Raw genomic sequence first — 19,203 nt, 5'->3', positions numbered from 1 at the left:
TTACTTTCTCATGAATTATTGGCCAGTTTTAAAATTGGCATGAAGTTTGTTTTAGTCGTAGCAAGATTTATTAAAATAGGTCATTCGAAAGGTGATTATCATGCTGACACCAGAAAAACTGACATCTAGTGCAACGATTGAAATCCTTGAGCAAAGGTTGGATAAATATCATATTATGAGTTCAAAGCCATTGTCTTCGATCTTGTTCTTTATAATGTTTGCTGTCACCTTGCTGTTTGTCTTGCAAACAAGCGCTTTTGCAGGGTTATCAAAATTAGAACAATTGCGAGTTGGTGACCAACCGAATAAAACACGCATTGTTTTTGATTTCAATGATGTACCTGATTACACCATTCAAACACTTTCCTCCCCAAATCGATTGATTATTGATTTTGATAAAACCCAAAATGGTTTAAGTTTTCGTCAAAAATTTATCAAAGATCCACGGCTGTTTTCGATTGATGTCAAAAATACGGCTCATCAAACTCGAATTGTTCTGGCGTTACATAAATCCCTTGATTATAACCAATTCATCTTAGGCAAAAATAAACGTGGACATGAGCGTTTGGTGGTCGATTTATCAGAAATGGAACCGCTGAAAAAGACGTTGCCATCGGCTAAAAAGATTGCTCAGTCTTCTAAAAAGTCAGTAACCAAAAAAGCGAAAGAAATCAATCAGAAAGAAGCTGTTAAATCTGTAACAGCATCGCAAAAAGTTAATACTCGATCAAAAACCATTGAAGTTACAGAACTGATTAAGCAGGCTGTGCCGAGTCAACATAAAATTGTGGTCGCAATTGATGCCGGTCACGGTGGAAAAGATCCTGGGGCGATTGGTAACAACGGTCTTTATGAAAAAGATGCGACTTTGCAGGTGGCGAAGCGATTGAAAGCGCTAATAGAAAAATCGCCTAACATGCGTGCGGTCATGATTCGTGATAGAGATATTTTTGTTCCTTTAAAAGAGCGTGTCAGAATTGCCAAACAACATAGGGCAGATATTTTCTTGTCGATTCATGCCGATGCATTTCGAGACAGCCGAGTGAAAGGTGGAACGGTATACGTACTTTCACAAAGAGGAGCGAGTAGTGCAATGGCGCAACTAATTGCTCAGCGTGAAAACCGATCTTTGCAAGCAGTGGATTTGTCTGGCTTTGAAAATGATGTCGCCTATGCTTTGAGTGACATGTCGCGTGAAGCCAATGTTCGGGTTAGTCGAAAGTTGGCGAAGAACGTTTTGCGTTCAATGAATGGTTCAGTTGAGATGCACAAAGAGACTGTTCAAAGTGCAAATTTTGCTGTATTGAAAACTTTAGATATGCCAGCGTTACTGATTGAAACGGCTTTTCTATCGAATCCTGAAGAAGAACGAAAATTGAAAGATCCTCGTTTCCAGCAAAAGGTCGCTAAAGCGATCGTTGGAGGATTGAATGAATTTGTTGTTGCTTATTCTGATCAGCCACGTTGGGGGGAAAAACTGTATGTGCGTTACAGAGTCCAGTCAGGTGATACTTTGTCAGAAATTGCAGAAGCACATAATGTGAGTGTGGCGGAGTTGAAAAAAATCAACGGAATTCGTAATGCGAATCAGCTCTATAAAGGGAAAGTGATGAAAATCCCAGTGTCTGAGCGTCGTTTAGCACAGTTGTCGTGAAATTGTTGAAGCGCCGGAGTAGTTGATTAAGGAACCTCTGATTCAATCAGAATTTAATCGGAGGCTCCTTAATTTACCGGCCGGTTAATTGTTAGTTAGCGGTAAGTTGAATAATGATTCCTGATTAAAACTCAAACGATTCTTGATCAGTAATCGCCCAATCGAGGGGAATATCCCAAACGTTTCTTTCAATGTTGTCAACTTTTTGGCAGCTATGTGCCCACCCTACAAGAAGCGGTGATTCATGCGGTTTTTTACCTGCAAAGCTTCGATCATAGTATCCGCCTCCCATTCCAATTCGAAATCCATGTTGATCAAACGCAACTAGAGGGGTAATGACTAAATCCAACTCAATGGCAGAAATTCTCGGCTGCGAGTGGATTTTTTTAGGTTGCTTCATTTTGAAGTGGTTGAGTTCAAACTGGGTATTTTCGGTATAGTGACCAAAATCCATAGGGCAAGTGTTATCAGCATAAATAATAGGAAGATAGACTTCGTAAGCTCTTGACTGCCAAAGTCGCTGAATTAAATGCGCCGTCGATAATTCACCATCTTGAGAAAGGAAGACGCCAACCTTAAGGGGGCCTTGTTTATGATTGATAATTTGATTATGTGCTATCCACTCAAAAAAAAGATTAGCTGCAGATTCTCCATGCTGGATATGGGTCTGTTCAGGTAAAGCATTACGAGCTGCACGAATGGTTTTTCGAATGTCTGATTGTTGAATCAAAGCGGTTTTTTCAGTCATTGGGAAACTTTTGTAGGAAAGGAGGCAAGAACAATAGGGCTAAATTCCCTGAACCGTAAGGAACAGGTGGCAGCCTCTTCAAGAAATTTAGGCTTCTCGGGCTAAAAATATTTAGCGAGATGCTCACCATTTCAAGCCTCTGGCCCCAAGATAGTAATTATCGGAACGGGCTTTGAACCCTACCATCCTTGCTTGCCACCAGTATACCAAAACAGCCGTCCTGATAAGAATCTGAATTAAAAAAAAGTGATTGATAATATTAATTGCGCTGATTAAATGATTTTTAAAACGTAACGAGAGTTCTATGATAATGATTGAGCGCTTAGAGTTTAATTTTGAGACGTGATATTTAGATTGTCTAAATTGCTTTGTTGCAAAAGTTTCAGTAGTTGTTGCAGTTTCTTTTCAATGCTTTCGCTATTTGCCAAGCTTTCATCTTTTAACACAAGGTAGTCGTAACAAATATTTAGAGCAACCAGTAGCGCTTTTCGCTCATTCGGCATGCTGGCAGGCATTTCATTTAGTTTACTTTCTAGCAACTTCGCAGCAGAGATTAGAGAGGCTTCTTCATCTTGTGGACATTCTAAATCGAAGGCGTGATTCATTATATTTAGACTAACCATGAAGAGCTCCAAGTGTTTAATAACAATTTCTAGGTGTATTGGCAGTTTCATAAACTGCCAAAGTAATATGATATTATTCCCAACCCAAACTCGTTAATCAAGAGAAGTTTCTATGGATTTTGACCAAATACGTGAGGTAATTGAGCCCTACGCAGAATTAGAATCACCATCATTCATTCACGGAATGTTAATTGGCTTAATTTGTGTCGATAATGACATTCAGGAAGCTGTGTGGATTAAAAAGCTTATTGAAGAGGCTCAGATTAAGTCTGTGAAAGAAGCTTTTCTAAAAAACTTACATGAACTATATCTCGCAACGGATAAAGGTTTAAATGGCTCAGGATTTGAGTTAGAGCTTTGTTTGCCAGATGATAAAGAATCGATTGCCTTTCGTGCATCCATGATTGGTCAATTATGCGAGGGCGTTCTTTATGGCATTGGTTTGGCCGGTGGTCTCAGTGAAATGGAAAGTAAACTTTCTGAAGAAGTTCGTGAAATCGTGAATGATTTGGGCGAAATTGCTCGAATTGATGTGACCGATCTGAAGGCTGATGAGGTGGATCCTGATCAAATTGAAAACGACCTTACGCAGTTGATGGAATTTATCAAGGTAGGCGTTTTAATGCTCAATGAGGAGTTGAATCCAACTCAGGCGCCACCGATTATGGAAACAGAAGAAGATCATGTGGCAACAGTTCATTAAGGCTTTTTGAAGAATCTTGAAAATGATAATGGATAGACTGTTTACTTAAAAGTTTGAGGAGTATGTATTAAGTATGTTGGATCAAAAGGCTTGGCAAGAATTTGCTCACAATAATCGCAGTCGATTGCTCGACCAATTGCCTGTTGGTTCGGCGGTACTGGTTCGTTCGGGAGAGGAAACCATTCGTAACCGAGATGTGGAATACTCCTTTCGAGTGAATAGTGATTTTCAATATCTGACTGCATTTAGTGAACCTGAAGCGGTGATGGTGTTAAAAAAACTCGCCGACTCGAATACGTATACACTTTTCTTACGTGAGAAAGATCCCGAAAAAGAGGTTTGGGAAGGGCGTCGGTTGGGTGTTGAAGCCGCTCATCAGCTTGGAACAAGTCAAGCATTTTCGATAGACATGTTGGAAGAACAGCTTCCAAGTCTTTTGGATGGTTGTGATACGGTGTTTGTCAGTTTTGCAGAGTTGGAGTCTTGGAGCGCTTTATTGCATCCGGTCATTGAATTTGCCAAGTCTAAAAGTCGTCAAGGTATGACGACACCGACGCAATTAAGCGATTTAGATAAGCCGTTGCATGAATTAAGAGTCATTAAGCAGCCGTTTGAGATTGAAAAAATGCGAAAAGCCGCACAAATTTCAGTGAACGGTCATTTACAAGCCATGCAAAACGTGCGGCCAAATCTATCTGAGCGTCAACTGCAGGGCGATTTGGAAAATGGTTTTTGGCAGCATGGTGCGCAGCGTGAAGCATTCAACTCAATTGTCGCGGGAGGCGAAAACGCCTGTATTCTGCATTACACTGAAAACAACCATTTACTCAAATCGGGTGATTTAGTGTTGGTTGATGCTGGGGCTGAATATGAATTTTATGCGGGCGATATCACCACCACTTTTCCCGTTTCGGGTCAATTTTCTGACGCGCAAGCGCAGGTGTATAACCTTGTTTTAAAGGCTCAACAGGCAGTGATTGAGATGATTCAACCAGGCGTTTCTTACGATGCAATGCACAAGAAAACTTTAGAAGTCTTAACCGCAGGGCTGATTGAGCTTGGCATTATAAATAGTGACGGAGAATCGCTTCAAAAGTTGATTGATCAACATGCTTATCAACCATTTTTCATGCATGGTACGGGGCATTGGTTAGGGATGGATGTTCATGATGTAGGCGACTACAAAAAAGGTGGCCGCTGGTGTAAGTTAGAAGCCGGCATGGTGTTAACGGTTGAACCTGGTTTGTATCTTTCGTCTTCAATCCAAGGTTTGGATAAAAAGTGGCACTCAATTGGGGTTCGTATTGAAGATGATGTTCTGGTCACAGAGTCTAGGTGTGAAGTCTTGACGAAAGGTTTGCCGCGAACCGTTCAAGAAATTGAGAATTGGATGCAACAGTATTCACGATGATTTCTACCGGCCGGTAGAAAAATAAACGTATTTGAAAATACAGTATAAAGCGGAAAACTGACTAAAACTGAATTATAGGTAAACTTATGAAAACCCTATCATGTGACTTTTTGATTTCTGGTGCGGGTCCAGTCGGGTTAATTCTTGCGATTGGTTTATCTCGTAAAGGTTACGAGGTGATTGTTGCTGAACAATTTACACCGAATTTTCCGAATAAAATTGAGCAGCAAGAGAATGCTTTTGATGGTCGAGTTTTAGCACTTTCTCAAGGTTCTGCTGATGTACTCAGAGAATTTGGTATTTGGCCTTCATTGTTGCCATTAAGCACGCCCATCAAAAAAGTTCATGTTTCTCAAAAAGGCTATTTGGGGCTGACGACTATTTCGAACGAAGAGTTAGGGATAGATGCGCTTGGATATAGTGTTCAAGGCTGGGATTTAGGTAATCAATTATGGAAAGTTGCTGAGAGGCAAGAAAATATCCAATTGTTATCACCGGTTGAGTTTAAGCAGTTTTCCCAATTTTGTGAGCTGGATAATGTATCTAATGAAACCGCCAATGAGTTTGCAGTTTTATCGGTTTTAAAAGAGACTGAATCTAATTTATCCATTGAAGTTTGCTCTCACTGCTTGATTGGTGCAGATGGAACCGATTCGCAAGTTCGCAAAGGGCTGGGTTTTGAATTACATACCAAGTCTTATGAAGCTTTTGGAGTGCTTGCCCGTATTGAGACCAGAGATGTGCATCATGGATTAGCCTTTGAACGTTTTACCCCTCAAGGCCCAATGGCCTTGTTACCGATGGCGGAGCGCTTTCATAAAGCGGTTTGGGTTTGTTCTGTCGAGGATAAGGCGCGTATTTTGGACATGGATGATCAAGCCTTTATGCAAGCATTTTCTGAAAGAATGGGTGAGCGTTTCGGTGGCTTTGTGTCGGTGTCAAAACGTCTGGCTTATCCGCTAAAAGAAACCAGTCTGGATCAAATTTCTGAAGGGTGTGTTGTGTTGATGGGGAATGCTGCGCATACCCAGCACCCGGTGGCGGCTCAAGGTTTGAATTTGGGGATTAAAGACGTTTTTGAGTTTGTTGCGGCTCTGGATCGGTTTGAAAATCAATTTAACCGGCCGGTAGATTTGTCCAATCCGACAATCTTAAGCGAGTTGATCTCGGATTATGCGTCTCGTCAGCAAAAACAACACGAAAAAGTGATGGGTATGACAGATGGTTTGATTCAAATTTTTGAGCATCCTTCGCCTATAGTTGGCCATGCGAGAGGTTTAGGCTTAGCCGCAATGCAATTATTACCGCCTTTAAAGAAACGTTTTGCCCGCTTTGCAATGGGTAAAGCTTAGACTCAAACCATTTAAATATGTATTTGAACAACAGAGTTTAGAGAAATGGATTCAATGAAAACGACGTTAAATCAATTCAATTCAAATCAGGAAAATTCTTATGACTCTGTTGTGGTTGGAGGCGGAATGGTTGGCGCTGCAACTGCTTTAGGTTTGGCGAAGCTGGGTTTGAAAGTGTTGTTGTTTGAACAAAAAGCGCCTGAGCTTGTGTGGGACGATGCGACGCCATTTGCTGTTCGAGTGAGTGCATTAACTCGTAGTTCAGAGAATATCCTAAAAAATTTAGGCGCGTGGTCAGGAATTGAAAACCGTCGTTTTCAGCCATTTGTGGCGATGAATGTATGGGAGTCGGGCTCAGAAAACAAGCTTGCTTTTCATGCTCAAGAAATTATGGAGCCGAATTTAGGCCACACAGTAGAGAATTTTATCGTGCAGGCGGCTTTGTGGGAACAGCTAGAACAACAGCCCAATATTAAAATTAATCTTACTGAAAAAATTGATACGTTAACTTTACCGGCCGGTAAAGATTTTCAGGCAGATGCCGTTTTAATGCTCGATTCAGGGCGAAAGATCACAACACAGCTGGTTGTCGGAGCGGATGGCGCATTTTCCAAGCTGCGTCAATTGGCTAGTATTGGCCTTGAACAGCTTGATTATGAGCAGTGTGCAGTGGTTGGTTGTGTGAAAACCGAAAAGTCGCATCAGAATGCGTGTTGGCAACGATATACTCCCGATGGACCTTTTGCTTATTTAGGCATGGCAGAAGAAGTGAGCTCTATTGCTTGGTATTTGCCGTTAGATAAAATGCAGTGGGCATTGTCGTTAGACGATAAAGCTTTTGCTCGAGAGATTGAGCAGGCGTCAGGATTTGAATTAGGGCGGGTTATCCATGTGGCTGAGCGTTCGGCATTTCCACTAGTGCGAAGACATGCTCGAAGCTATGTGAAGCCTTGTTTCGCGTTGGTTGGCGATGCGGCACACACGATTAATCCGCAAGCAGGTCAAGGTGTGAATATAGGTCTTTTGGATGCGGCGGCTTTGATTGATCAAGTCTCCGTAGCACTCAGACAAGGAAGACAAATCGGAACCTTGCCAATGTTGCGCAAGTATGAGCGCCAAAGACGCGGTGACAATGTCATTGTGCAACGTTCGATGGAGTTTTTTGACAAGCTTTTCGCTGCGGAACTTCTTGAAAACTTTCGTCATACCGTTATAGATTTGACCGGCCAGTCAAAACTAAGTGCGCCTTTGAAACATTGGTTAATGGCGCAGGTATTGAATGGACGAGAGGAGATCCCAAGTTTGGCAAAGTCATCAAAGCCTCTCTAATGAGGATAAACTTCGATAAGCGTTCACTTTTTGGGTCAAACTTCTTGTAAACATAATTTTTCTCAAGAGTTAGGTTTTACTGGCTAGGCAAATTCGTTTAGCTTTGGTATCTTCTGCTGATAAGCTATTGCTTGCATGCATGCAACCTGTGAAGTATGCACGTACTTTTCTCAATGTAAATAATTCAATAAAAAGAGTCGCACTATGAACATTCGTGCCGTTTTAGGGGTTGCGGGAGTTAGTCCATTTGAAAATAAACAAGCCAGGCAAATTGGCCAGTTTTTTGAATACCTTGTGCTTGCGGCTTTGTTGGCAGTCTTTGTTCAACTGATTCTTTCCTATACTGAATTTTCGTATGAATCCGAGTGGTTAAACCATCTTGTCTGGGCAGTATTCGCACTAGAATTTATAGTCAATTTAACGATGGTTAATAATCGTGTTCGGTATTTTCAACAAAACTGGTTGAATTTTGCCATTGTCATCTTGGCATTCCCGTGGATTGAGTGGAGTAGTGAGTGGGCAATTATTATTCGAACCTTGCGTTTACTCCTGCTGATGCGCTTTTTCGTCAATTTCTTTCAAGACGTTGTAAAGCTTTTACGGAAAAACCGGTTTGGGCAGATTTTGGTCGGGTTTGCATTTTTGGTTGTTGGTGCAGGGGGAGTGTTTGTCTATATCGAGGATCGACCGTTTATTGATGGTATTTGGTATGCAGTTGTGACCATTACAACTGTCGGTTATGGCGATGTGGTTCCGCAAACAGAAAATGGGCGTATTTTTGGAACAATTTTGATTGTGTTTGGCGTTTTATTTTTCTCTTTAGTCACTGCAAATTTTTCCGCATTTTTGATTGGCTCTGAACAGAGGAAGTTGGAAAAAGAAATTTTAGGTTATGTCCAAAACACTGAAAAACGTTTAACGAAACTCTCCACTGAAAATGAACGTCATGTTGAATATATCATGTTGCATATGTCAAATGAACTTGTGCAACTGAAAGAAGAATTGAATGACTTGAGGCAGAAAGAGATTCAGCGTTTGAGGGCAGAACTTGAAAGTCGAACAAGCCATTTCTCAGAGTCGACGATTGAGAAAAGTTCTGAACAGAACGAGTCTGAATTAGCAACAGATAAACCGATTCCTGCTCCGAGTTTTTCAGGAAACGGATTTTCTTCAATGAAATCTGGCTTTGAGTCAGATGCGCAAAAAAACTTAAAATCTCAAGAACAACATCGGAAAAATGAAACAGAGTTTGAGGCTAAACAAGACTCAGAATCTGGTCAAGCTGATGAAAAAGGTGACCAGACTGATGAACCAACCACAGAAAAAGGATTTCATCGCTTTGGCTTTTTGCATAAAAGACCCAAGAAAGATTGAAACATTAAAATAATCAGAGAGTTAGTCTGATGACTTGCTGTTGTGAAGTTTATGAAATGTAATTCAGTAGGGTTCGAGAGTAAGTATTTATTCTTAATTTTATACAGTTATAAAGAAGATTGACATTTTGTCATTAAACACCTATATTCATCAACCATTGATTATGAACTCATAAATTAGAGGAAACCGCATGGCTGATAGACGTCTTCAGGTGTTTCACACTGTTGCAAAAGTAATGAGCTTTACTAAAGCTGCTGAAACATTACATATGACTCAACCTGCCGTAACATTCCAGGTTAAACAACTCGAAGACTTTTTTAATACCCGTCTTTTTGATCGTACTCATAACAAAATCACCCTGACCGATGCCGGTAAAGTGGTTTACGACTATGCGGATCAAATTCTTGAACTTTATGAAAAGATGAATAGTGATGTTAGAGAGTTGACTGGTGAAGTCACAGGATCTCTGGTCATTGGAGCGAGTACGACAATTGCTGAATATATGCTGCCTAGCCTTCTGGGGGCATTCAAAAAGCAATTTGAAGATGTCAATATTCGTTTGCAAGTTGGGAACACCGATGCGATTGTTTCGATGGTTGAAAATAATATGATCGATCTCGGTTTAGTTGAAGCGCCTGTTCAAAACAAAAACTTAGAAGTCGATGTTTGTCGAATTGATGAGATGCAATTGATTTGTCCGAAGAATCATCCGCTTGCAACAAAAGACAGCGTTACGGTTGATGATTTCCGAAAATTTGGTTACATCTCTCGTGAAGAAGGGTCTGGCTCTCGTCAAGTTATTGATTCTTATATTCGTGAGCAAGGCTTCAGTTACAGTGACTTGAAAGTTGTTATGGAATTGGGAAGTCCTGAAGCTGTTAAAATGGCGGTTGAATCTGATGTGGGTGTTGCTGTTGTATCACGTACAACATTGGTCAAAGAATTGCAGTTAGGAACTTTGAAAGCGATTCCATTGGATCCTCCAATTCTTCGTCCTTTCTCACATGTTCGTCAAAAACATAAATTCCGTCATCGTGCAGTGGGAGAGTTGCTTGAGTTTGCAATTAATTACTGTCGAGCGCGTGCGCAAGAATTGGGCTTTAGAATCCCAACCGAAGAAGAGCAAAAAACAATGGGGCGTTAATCGCATATATTGTTTCACAAAAAAGCCGAATCATAATGATTCGGCTTTTTTGTTTTAAGATTCTTTAATGGTTTAGGAGTACACCGACCAGTGTAAATAAGGTTTTTAACCAGCCGGTTGCAATCTTTATCTCATTTGATTTTATAGGCAATCTGAAGCGTATTCAGAGAGTCGAGAGCGTTCTCCTTGCTCTAAAGTGATATGAGCACTGTGTTCCCATGATTTAAACCTGTCGACAATGTAGGTTAATCCAGTGGTCGTTTCGGTCAGGTATGGTGAATCAATCTGACCTATGTTACCAAGACACACAACCTTAGTGTCTTCACCTGCACGCGTAATCAAAGCTTTCATCTGTTTAGGGGTTAAGTTTTGCGCTTCATCGATAATGATGAATTTTTTCTGGAAAGTGCGACCTCGCATGAAATTCATGGATTTAATCTTGATGCGCTTATTCATCAGTTCTTGAGTACTCTCTTTTTCCCAGTCAGTATAGCCGTCTGAGTCAGTTAGAACTTCAAGGTTATCCATTAAAGCCCCCATCCAAGGCGTCATTTTTTCTTCTTCGGTTCCAGGCAGGAAGCCGATGTCTTCACCAATTGGAATGGTGGCACGTGTCATAATGATTTCGCTGTAAAGGTTTTCTTCCAGGGTTTGCTCAAGGGCTGCAGCAAGGGTCAATAATGTTTTCCCTGTTCCAGCAACACCTAATAAAGAAACAAAATCTATTTCTGGATCCATTAAGTAGTTTAGAGCAATGTTTTGTTCCATATTGCGAGCAGTAATTCCCCAGACATTGTGTCCTTCCTGAAAGTAATCCTGCATATACTCAAGCTTTGCCGTTTTGCTATCCACTGTGCGTACAATGGCATTAAATCCAGCATCGTTTTGGCTGATTAAAGCTTGATTTGGGAACCAATGAGTATCCTTGTCAACGGCAATTTCATAGAAAGTTCTACTATCTTCCTGCCAAGATTTCATTTGGTTGCCATGGGTTTCTAAGAAGTGTTCTGGTAGGCTCTCCCAACCTCGGAACAAGAGGTCGGTATCCTCTAAAACGCGGTCGTTGTAGTAATCTTCAGAGTGCAAGCCTACAGCTGAAGATTTAATCCGCATGTTGATGTCTTTGGTTACTAGAGTGACATTGCGGTTCGGATAATGTTCTTTGAGTGCTAGACCGGTTTGCAGGATATGGTTATCCGCTTTATGACTTGGAAGTGACGCAGGAAGCTCCGCAATAAGAGGTTCTGTCTCAAAGAATAGCTTCCCTAAATGTATATTTTCATTATCAGCATTAGGGTGAATACGCTCAAGGCTTAGGCCTTTTTTGATTTCCTCAAAAGATGCATCGCTGATGATTTGATCAATTAATCGGTTTGTTTCACGAACATTTCGTGCGACTTCTGACATGCCTTTTTTCCCAGCGTCTAGTTCTTCTAAGACAGTCATGGAGATAAAGATGTCATGTTCTTCGAAATTGAATAGTGCCATTGGATCGTGCATCAGCACGTTGGTATCTAGGATAAATAAGCGTCTTGGTTCATCGGTCATTGAGTTGTATCCTTTTCTTAAATGTTACCGGCCGGTAATCTTTTGTTTATGTCTAAGCATTTGTTTTTAGGAATTCTAAAACGTTTTTAGCGTGATCTTTGACTTTGACGTTTGGCCATACTTGGATGACTTTTCCTTCCGGCGAAATTAAAAAGGTCGTTCTAACAATCCCCATATATTCTTTTCCGAAGTTTTTCTTGAGCTGGTAGGTTCCGAATAGGTTACAAAATTCACCTTCTGGATCAGATAAGAGTTCAAATGAAAAATTTTGCTTAGTTTTAAAATTGTCGTGACGTTTCATGGAGTCCATTGAAACACCAAATATTTGGGTGTTTAGCTGAGAGAATTCCGAATGAAGTGATGTAAAATCTAAACCTTCTGTTGTGCATCCAGGAGTACTGTCTTTGGGATAAAAATAGACAACTGTATATTTCCCTAAAAAATCTTCCTGAGTGATTGTCTTTTCACCCGTTGCTTCAATTGAAAAGTTTGGAATGCAATCGCCTACGTTCAATTTAAGATTCGACATTTAATCTAAGCCTTTATGTTTTTGGAATAAATTGATTGGTTTGTTGCTTTTTTAATTTTTTTCTTTATCACCGATAAAAAAGACAAAAAACGCAGCTTCAAGTATGCACCTTGAATGAAGGGGTAGCAAGTACAAATGGACTGCGTTCTGACGAAAGTTAAGTCGTTAACTTTTAGCGATGGAATTTGGTTGAAGTCCTAGTAATGAACGGTTAATATTACTTTTTTGAAAATTGCAACGAAGTATTTCTGTTGTGTTACGTTCGGGTTTTGGAGAGATTGTCGGTGTTTAGAGGCAGTATGGTGGCGTTAGTCACACCTATGTTAGAAGATGAATCAATTGATTATGTGGCTTTAGAAGCGTTAATTGAATTTCACATCAAGTCCAAAACCGATGCAATTGTTGCTGTTGGAACCACGGGGGAATCGGCAACCCTTGACTATAAAGAGCATTGTGAAGTTCTTCGTTTTGTGGTGTCAAAAGTTGCTGGCAGAATTCCCGTCATAGCTGGAACTGGGGCAAATTCAACTCGTGAAGCAATTGAACTTACGCAATGTGCGAAAGATGCAGGTGTGGACGCTTGTTTGTTGGTGACTCCTTATTACAACAAACCAACCCAAGAAGGTTTGTTTCTTCATCACAAAACCATTGCGGAAGCAGTGGATATTCCTCAAATTCTCTATAATGTGCCAGGTCGGACTGCAGTTGATATGACGCCTAAAACTGTCATCCGATTGTCAAAAATTACCAACATTATTGGTATTAAAGAAGCCACTGGAGACATTTCTCGTGTTGCACAAATAAAAGCCGGTGCGGGTGAAGAGTTTGACTTGTACACCGGTGATGATGCTACCGCTGTTGAATTTATTTTGGCTGGCGGGCATGGAGGTATTTCGGTGACTGCGAATGTAGCACCTGAAGCCGTTCATGATATTTATATGGCAGCTCTTGACGGTGATGCAGTAAAAGCACAAGAGTTGGATGCTTCATTAAAGGCTTTGCATTCAGATTTATTCCTAGAAGCGAATCCTATCCCTGTTAAATGGGCTCTCTATCGCATGGGGATGATGTCAAAAACCATTCGTTTACCTTTAACGGTTTTATCCGAGTCAGCGCAGCCAAAAGTCGTAGCAGCGATGGAGCAAGCTGGAATTAAATTGAGTTAAACGGATTCGCATCTATCTTTCTTCTTACTTGAATAAACTTAAAGGCCCAAACTTTATGTCTTTGCTAAAGAAACCACTGATGAGTGCTGTGATTATTGCCACTGTAGGGCTATCAGGATGTTCAACGATTGGAGGCCTATTTGGTTCCGATGAAAACTACCGCACTCAAGAAGGTTTGATGGTCTCGGATTTAGAAGTTCCACCAAATTTATTTAATCCTGCTAAAGCATCTAATGCGACAGCAATGGCGATGCTTGATGCTGAAAGGCGTGCGTTGGCGGCTAAACGTAGTGCTGAGAAAGGTAATATTCCAACTTTTAAATCTGATGGCTTAAGTATTCAAAGCAATTTATCTGAGCGTTGGTTGGAAATTACCGAAGATGACTCTCAAATGGTCTGGAAGCAGTTGCAGCGTTTCTTTGTCAGTCAAGGTTTTCGAGTGGAAGAAGCTCGAAAAGATATCGGCATTATGAAAACAGCTTTTTTGGCGAGACAACAAATTGTCCCGACCGATGATCAAGGACCTATTACAAAGTTACTGAATAGCTGGCGTGATCAATATGCCGAAGGCATTTATGATAAGTTTACTGCTCGACTAGAGAGTGATCCGCAAACCGGAAAAATCAAAGTGTTTTTTGCTCACCATGAAATGTTTGCAGGTGATCGTAATGCAGAGTACACGGTTGAAGGTTATTCTTTAAAACCATCTAATCCAGTTATGGAAGCCGAAGCGCTTTATCAAGCAATGGTATTCTTCGGATCTTCGCCTGAGCATGCGTTGCAGCAATTGGCCGCAACTCAAAAGACAATGGAAGTGTTTGAAGGTGAAGAGTTTGTGGGTCTGACAGTAAATGCTGGATTTGAAGAGACTTGGAACTATTTACAGTCAGCAGTATTCCGTGCGGGTTGGGATCTCGGGAAAATCAATCAAGCGACAGGTTTGATTGAAGTGAAAGTTCCAGAAACCGCACGAAACGAAGAGACTTTGTTAGGTGCTTTAGCTTTTTGGCGTGAAAAAGATAAAACGGAAATTCCAGAAACTGTTTTGATTAACGTGAAATCCGTAGATCAAGCTCAAACAAGCCTTATGGTTAAGGCTCCACAAGATGAGTCTGGATTGACTGCTGAGCAAAAGAAATACATATTTGAAAGCCTTGGATTGCTAACAAAATAATCCAAACCATCAACAACCCTCAATTCTGAGGGTTTTGTTTTTTCTGAGTGCTTTGCATAAGTTTACTTATGAACAAAGCTCAGGAAAACTTTAGCCAGTTTTAATAATTTTATTATCTCGTGTTTATCCCTTGTGGACTAAGCACTCATTTTATAGGGATAAACAACTATGCAAATCATTTGGGGAAATCCTGCTCATTCCGCTTACCGTACTCAACAATTACTTGAGAAAATACAAAAAACTGTATCGATTAATGCAGTTACTTCTCAATTTGTTTATTTTGTTGAAACTACGGATCAATTAGATGCGCTGGAAAAGTCGCATTTAAATATCTTGTTAAACCAAGCGTCGGATGATCTAACCGGTGAGCTATCAGAGGATAGTTGTATTGTGACACCACGTGTCGGCACGATTTCTCCTTGGTCTTCAAAAGCAACGGATATTACTCATACTTGTGGTATTGAGAAAGTAAAACGTATTGAACGTGGAATTGTGTATCACTTTAAGGGTGTAAAAGCTGAGGATAAAACTGCAGTAGAGACTTTGATTCATGACCGAATGATGGAAACAGTGAGTCATAACTTTGATCAGCTTGAAAATCTTTTCTCGCACCAGTCGCCTAAACCAATGACCACTGTCGATATTTTAAACGGTGGGCGTTCCGCTTTGGTTGACGCTAATAGAGAAATGGGCTTAGCGTTATCGGATGATGAAATTGATTATCTTATTGAGGCGTTTACAGGCCTTAACCGTAATCCAGTGGATGCAGAATTAATGATGTTTGCTCAGGCAAACTCAGAGCATTGTCGCCATAAAATCTTCAATGCGGATTGGACAATTGATGGCAAAGACAAAGAAAAATCACTGTTTGGAATGATCCGTAATACCTATCAAACTTCACCGGCCGGTGTTTTATCTGCTTACAGCGATAATGCAGCGGTAGTTGAAGGGGCGATGGCCACCCGCTTTTTTCCTGACCCTAAAACACGTCAATACAAGTTTAATGAGGAACCAGTTCATTTCCAAATTAAGGTGGAAACACATAACCACCCAACGGCAATTTCTCCTTGGCCTGGCGCTGCGACAGGCTCGGGAGGAGAAATTCGTGATGAAGGAGCAACCGGTCGTGGCTCTAAACCGAAATCTGGTCTGACTGGTTTTACGGTTTCTAACTTGAATATCCCCGGTTTTGAGCAACCTTGGGAAAAACCATATGGCAAACCGGGTCGTATTGTTACGCCAATGGAAATTATGCTAGAAGGGCCTTTGGGTGCAGCGGGGTTTAACAATGAGTTTGGTCGTCCAGCTATTAATGGGTATTTCCGTACCTATGAAAATGCCTTGATTACGCATGAAGGTGAAGAGATTCGAGGTTACCACAAGCCAATTATGCTGGCAGGAGGTCTTGGCTCGATTCGTGAAATGCATATCGAAAAAGGCGATATTCCGATTGGTGCGAAACTTGTTATTCTTGGTGGCCCTGCGATGTTAATCGGTCTAGGTGGTGGTGCAGCCTCTTCGGTTGAAACCGGTTCTGGTGCTGAAAATTTAGATTTTGCTTCGGTTCAGCGTGAAAATCCTGAAATGGAGCGCCGTGCACAAGAGGTGATTGATCGATGTACGTATTTGGGTGAGGATTCTCCTATTGCATCGATTCACGATGTGGGTGCTGGAGGTATTTCGAATGCCTTTCCTGAGCTGGTTAACGATGCCGGTCGAGGCGGTAAGATTGATCTGCGTTCAGTTCCAAATGATGAGCCAGGTATGTCGCCAATGGAGATTTGGTCAAATGAATCCCAAGAACGTTATGTGATTGCTGTTTATCCAGAAAAAATTGATCAGTTCGTTGAAATATGTGAGCGTGAGCGAGCTATTTATGCCATTGTCGGTGAAGCGACTAAAGAGCAAGAGTTGGTAGTCAATGATACGGTTTTTGAAAATAATCCGGTTGATATGCCTCTTAATGTGTTGCTAGGTAAGCCGCCTAAAATGCACCGTACAGCTGAGACACGTTCAATTCCTCAAGCCGGCTTTGAAACTGCAAACTTGGATTTAAATGAGGTCGCTGAGCGATTAATGAAATTGCCGACTATTGCGTCGAAAAATTTCCTAATCACTATCGGAGACCGATCGATTACTGGTATGGTGACGAGGGATCAGATGGTAGGTCCTTGGCAGGTTCCAGTAGCAAATGCTGGTATTACTGCATCTGACTACAATGGTTATACCGGTGAAGCCATGGCATCTGGTGAGCGTCCGCCCGTTGCGTTAATCAATCCAAAAGCTTCGGCTCGTTTGTCGATTGCTGAAGCGATTACCAATATTGCCTGTGCAAAAATTAACAAAATGTCGGATATTAAAATCTCGGCAAACTGGATGGCAGCTGCTGGTCACCCTGGTGAAGATTCAGCGTTGTATGATGCGGTTGAAGCGGTTGGTATGGAGCTCTGTCCAGCATTAGGGATTGCTGTTCCAGTAGGTAAAGACTCAATGTCTATGAAGACTGTCTGGAATGATGATGGGCAAGATAAAGCCGTTATTTCGCCAATGTCTTTGAATATCACGACTTTTGCACCGGTTACGGATGTTCGTAAAACGGTTACCCCGCAGCTACGCACTGATTTAGGTGAAACTGAATTGGTTGTCATTGATTTAGGTCGTGGACAAAACCGTATTGGTGCCAGTTGTTTGGCACAAGTGTATGGTCAAATTGGCGATGTATCTGCGGATTTGGATTCTGCTGAGGACTTGTTGAACCTGTTTAATGCTACTCAGAGTTTAATGGCTAAAGATATGCTGCTTGCTTATCATGATCGTGCGGATGGTGGTTTGTTGGTGACCTTAGCAGAAATGGCTTTTGCAGGACATACTGGAATTAAGGTTGATATTTCTGAGCTTGGTAATGAACCTGTAGCAGCTCTTTGTGCGGAAGAAGTTGGCGTGGTGTTGCAAATAAAAGCATCAGAAAAAGCTGCGGTAAAGGCGGTTCTTGCTGAACACAATCTTATTGAGATGACGCAGTTTATTGGTTCAGTATCGGGTGATGATGTAATTTCCATTTCTGCGAATGGATCTGAAATTTTCAGTATGCCTCGTAAGCAGTTGCAACAATGGTGGTCTGAAACCTCATTCCGTATGCAGGCGATTCGTGACAATGAAGTCTGTGCTCAACAAGAGTTTGATTCGATTGAAAACGATACAAATATCGAAATTAATCCTTTCGTGACATTCGACATTAATGAGGATATTTCAGCTGAATTTGCGAATTCACAGCGGCCAAAAGTCGCAATCCTTCGAGAGCAGGGTGTAAATGGTCAGCAAGAGATGGCTGCTGCCTTTACTAAGGCCGGTTTTGATGCGATTGATGTGCATATGAGTGATGTGCTTTCTGGTGAAGTGAGATTTGACGATTTCCGAGGATTGGTCGCTTGTGGTGGTTTTTCTTATGGAGATGTTTTAGGAGCAGGACGCGGTTGGGCGAATTCAATTTTGTTCAATGACAATGCACGTTCAACATTTGAGAATTTCTTCCAGCGTGAAGATACGTTTACTTTGGGTGTTTGTAACGGCTGCCAGATGTTATCAAACTTAAAAGAAATTATTCCAGGCGCACAGAACTGGCCGGCATTTGTTCGAAACGAGTCAGAGCAGTTTGAAGCTCGTTTCTCTCAGGTACAAATTGAAGAATCTCCATCCATTCTATTAAAAGGGATGGAGGGTACGCGCATTCCAGTTGCGGTTGCACACGGCGAGGGGCGTATGGATTTTGGTCATGGTGATGCGTCTCAGGTCGAAGGGCTTGTTGGTATTCGTTATGTCGATGCGCAAGGTAATCCAACCGAAACTTATCCATTTAATCCAAATGGTACTGCTAATGGCATGACCGGACTGACGACTCCTGATGGTCGTGTGACCATTATGATGCCGCACCCTGAGCGAGTTTTCCGCACGGTGCAGAACTCTTGGCATCCTGATGAGTGGCAAGAGGATGCGCCTTGGATGCGTTTGTTCCGTAATGCTAGACGTTGGGTTGGTTAAAAATCAAAAAACTTGAATCACAGGGTAGAGTTAATCTTTATGCGAATACTTATGCGTTCGCTAAGAAGTTTTTCTTAGTTTGACAGTATTTAGTTCTTTTTTAAATTTAAATAATGTACTTTAAATTGAACTGAGTGTGGATAGTATTGTTATTGACCACACTCTCCCTTTTTAGTACTTTTACAAATTGCAGTCAAAAAAAGCTAAATTTATTAGTTTTAAAGCCTAGTCTTATTGGAATTTTTATTGGAAAAATTAAGTAATTGAATGAATTTAAAAGAGAAATGCTTTTGTTAGAATCTTCTAATAAATATTTTCTTTACCAAAATAATTTTCCTTTATTTGACTTTAAATAACTCAACCCTTACATTTGAGCGCAATTTTAAAGGGCGCAGCCCCTATAATGCCTC

At 41.1% G+C, this 19,203-nt stretch carries 14 protein-coding genes; 10 read left to right on the top strand and 4 right to left on the bottom strand.

The window, feature by feature from the left end; all coding sequences use genetic code 11:
* Positions 1-100: 100 nt before the first annotated feature.
* Positions 101-1,654 (top strand): N-acetylmuramoyl-L-alanine amidase, encoded by a 1,554-nt coding sequence (locus tag D9T12_RS07480; protein ID WP_240693148.1) that lies wholly within the window; start codon positions 101-103, stop codon positions 1,652-1,654.
* 124 nt (positions 1,655-1,778) lie between these two features.
* On the opposite strand, the gene D9T12_RS07475 is transcribed toward D9T12_RS07480, so the two are convergent.
* Both D9T12_RS07475 and D9T12_RS07470 read right to left on the bottom strand, forming a co-directional pair.
* Complete coding sequence (locus D9T12_RS07475; RefSeq protein ID WP_130537587.1) at positions 1,779-2,402, bottom strand: 5-formyltetrahydrofolate cyclo-ligase; 624 nt, start codon at positions 2,400-2,402, stop codon at positions 1,779-1,781.
* Positions 2,403-2,731: 329 nt separating this feature from the next.
* Positions 2,732-3,025, bottom strand: coding sequence for a cell division protein ZapA (locus D9T12_RS07470; RefSeq protein ID WP_165395060.1), 294 nt, complete (start codon positions 3,023-3,025; stop codon positions 2,732-2,734).
* Between the two features lie 112 nt (positions 3,026-3,137).
* Here D9T12_RS07470 and D9T12_RS07465 point away from each other — a divergent pair, with 112 nt between their 5' ends.
* The 6 genes from D9T12_RS07465 to D9T12_RS07440 all read left to right on the top strand — a co-directional run bounded on the left by D9T12_RS07465 (position 3,138) and on the right by D9T12_RS07440 (position 10,338).
* Positions 3,138-3,728, top strand: coding sequence for a UPF0149 family protein (locus D9T12_RS07465; RefSeq protein ID WP_130537585.1), 591 nt, complete (start codon positions 3,138-3,140; stop codon positions 3,726-3,728).
* Between the two features lie 73 nt (positions 3,729-3,801).
* Positions 3,802-5,139, top strand: coding sequence for an aminopeptidase P N-terminal domain-containing protein (locus D9T12_RS07460; protein ID WP_130537584.1), 1,338 nt, complete (start codon positions 3,802-3,804; stop codon positions 5,137-5,139).
* Between the two features lie 86 nt (positions 5,140-5,225).
* Positions 5,226-6,491 (top strand): FAD-dependent monooxygenase, encoded by a 1,266-nt coding sequence (locus tag D9T12_RS07455; protein WP_130537583.1) that lies wholly within the window; start codon positions 5,226-5,228, stop codon positions 6,489-6,491.
* Positions 6,492-6,536: 45 nt separating this feature from the next.
* Entirely contained in the window at positions 6,537-7,820 is a 1,284-nt protein-coding gene (locus D9T12_RS07450; RefSeq protein WP_240693147.1) for an FAD-dependent oxidoreductase, read from the top strand.
* A gap of 204 nt (positions 7,821-8,024) precedes the next feature.
* Positions 8,025-9,194, top strand: coding sequence for a potassium channel family protein (locus D9T12_RS07445; protein ID WP_130537582.1), 1,170 nt, complete (start codon positions 8,025-8,027; stop codon positions 9,192-9,194).
* A gap of 190 nt (positions 9,195-9,384) precedes the next feature.
* The gene (locus tag D9T12_RS07440; RefSeq protein WP_130537581.1) at positions 9,385-10,338 is read left to right on the top strand and encodes a LysR family transcriptional regulator; all 954 of its coding nucleotides are present in this window, start codon (positions 9,385-9,387) and stop codon (positions 10,336-10,338) included.
* A gap of 141 nt (positions 10,339-10,479) precedes the next feature.
* Here the strand turns inward: D9T12_RS07440 and D9T12_RS07435 are convergent, their stop codons facing one another.
* Both D9T12_RS07435 and D9T12_RS07430 read right to left on the bottom strand, forming a co-directional pair.
* Positions 10,480-11,886 (bottom strand): PhoH family protein, encoded by a 1,407-nt coding sequence (locus tag D9T12_RS07435; protein WP_130537580.1) that lies wholly within the window; start codon positions 11,884-11,886, stop codon positions 10,480-10,482.
* A 52-nt stretch (positions 11,887-11,938) separates the two neighbouring features.
* Positions 11,939-12,415: a peroxiredoxin gene (locus tag D9T12_RS07430; RefSeq protein WP_130537579.1), complete on the bottom strand. Its 477-nt coding sequence runs from the start codon at positions 12,413-12,415 to the stop codon at positions 11,939-11,941.
* Positions 12,416-12,699: 284 nt separating this feature from the next.
* Between D9T12_RS07430 and dapA the strand changes: the two genes are divergently transcribed.
* The 3 genes from dapA to purL all read left to right on the top strand — a co-directional run bounded on the left by dapA (position 12,700) and on the right by purL (position 18,793).
* Positions 12,700-13,581, top strand: coding sequence for a 4-hydroxy-tetrahydrodipicolinate synthase (gene dapA / locus D9T12_RS07425; protein ID WP_130537578.1), 882 nt, complete (start codon positions 12,700-12,702; stop codon positions 13,579-13,581).
* 55 nt (positions 13,582-13,636) lie between these two features.
* Positions 13,637-14,755 carry an outer membrane protein assembly factor BamC gene (gene bamC, locus D9T12_RS07420; RefSeq protein ID WP_130537577.1) on the top strand — a complete coding sequence of 373 codons (1,119 nt, stop codon included), beginning with the start codon at positions 13,637-13,639 and terminating at the stop codon, positions 14,753-14,755.
* A 168-nt stretch (positions 14,756-14,923) separates the two neighbouring features.
* Positions 14,924-18,793 carry a phosphoribosylformylglycinamidine synthase gene (purL, locus tag D9T12_RS07415; RefSeq protein ID WP_130537576.1) on the top strand — a complete coding sequence of 1,290 codons (3,870 nt, stop codon included), beginning with the start codon at positions 14,924-14,926 and terminating at the stop codon, positions 18,791-18,793.
* The last annotated feature ends 410 nt before the right edge of the window (positions 18,794-19,203 follow it).

Origin of the sequence: Thiomicrorhabdus indica (assembly GCF_004293625.1) — a bacterium.
Classification (GTDB): domain Bacteria; phylum Pseudomonadota; class Gammaproteobacteria; order Thiomicrospirales; family Thiomicrospiraceae; genus Thiomicrorhabdus; species Thiomicrorhabdus indica.
The sequence above is the reverse complement of the archived record's forward strand: the minus strand, read 5'-3'. Positions and strand labels throughout refer to the sequence as shown.

Excerpts from the sequence above, each read along its gene's own strand:
- D9T12_RS07470 (WP_165395060.1), bottom strand. The coding sequence starts at position 3,025 with ATGGTTAGTCTAAATATAATGAATCACGCCTTCGATTTAGAATGTCCA.
- D9T12_RS07435 (WP_130537580.1), bottom strand. The coding sequence starts at position 11,886 with ATGACCGATGAACCAAGACGCTTATTTATCCTAGATACCAACGTGCTG.
- bamC (WP_130537577.1), top strand. The coding sequence starts at position 13,637 with ATGTCTTTGCTAAAGAAACCACTGATGAGTGCTGTGATTATTGCCACT.
- D9T12_RS07460 (WP_130537584.1), top strand. The coding sequence starts at position 3,802 with ATGTTGGATCAAAAGGCTTGGCAAGAATTTGCTCACAATAATCGCAGT.
- D9T12_RS07455 (WP_130537583.1), top strand. The coding sequence starts at position 5,226 with ATGAAAACCCTATCATGTGACTTTTTGATTTCTGGTGCGGGTCCAGTC.
- D9T12_RS07430 (WP_130537579.1), bottom strand. The coding sequence starts at position 12,415 with ATGTCGAATCTTAAATTGAACGTAGGCGATTGCATTCCAAACTTTTCA.
- D9T12_RS07480 (WP_240693148.1), top strand. The coding sequence starts at position 101 with ATGCTGACACCAGAAAAACTGACATCTAGTGCAACGATTGAAATCCTT.
- purL (WP_130537576.1), top strand. The coding sequence starts at position 14,924 with ATGCAAATCATTTGGGGAAATCCTGCTCATTCCGCTTACCGTACTCAA.
- D9T12_RS07465 (WP_130537585.1), top strand. The coding sequence starts at position 3,138 with ATGGATTTTGACCAAATACGTGAGGTAATTGAGCCCTACGCAGAATTA.
- D9T12_RS07440 (WP_130537581.1), top strand. The coding sequence starts at position 9,385 with ATGGCTGATAGACGTCTTCAGGTGTTTCACACTGTTGCAAAAGTAATG.
- D9T12_RS07450 (WP_240693147.1), top strand. The coding sequence starts at position 6,537 with ATGGATTCAATGAAAACGACGTTAAATCAATTCAATTCAAATCAGGAA.
- D9T12_RS07475 (WP_130537587.1), bottom strand. The coding sequence starts at position 2,402 with ATGACTGAAAAAACCGCTTTGATTCAACAATCAGACATTCGAAAAACC.
- D9T12_RS07445 (WP_130537582.1), top strand. The coding sequence starts at position 8,025 with ATGAACATTCGTGCCGTTTTAGGGGTTGCGGGAGTTAGTCCATTTGAA.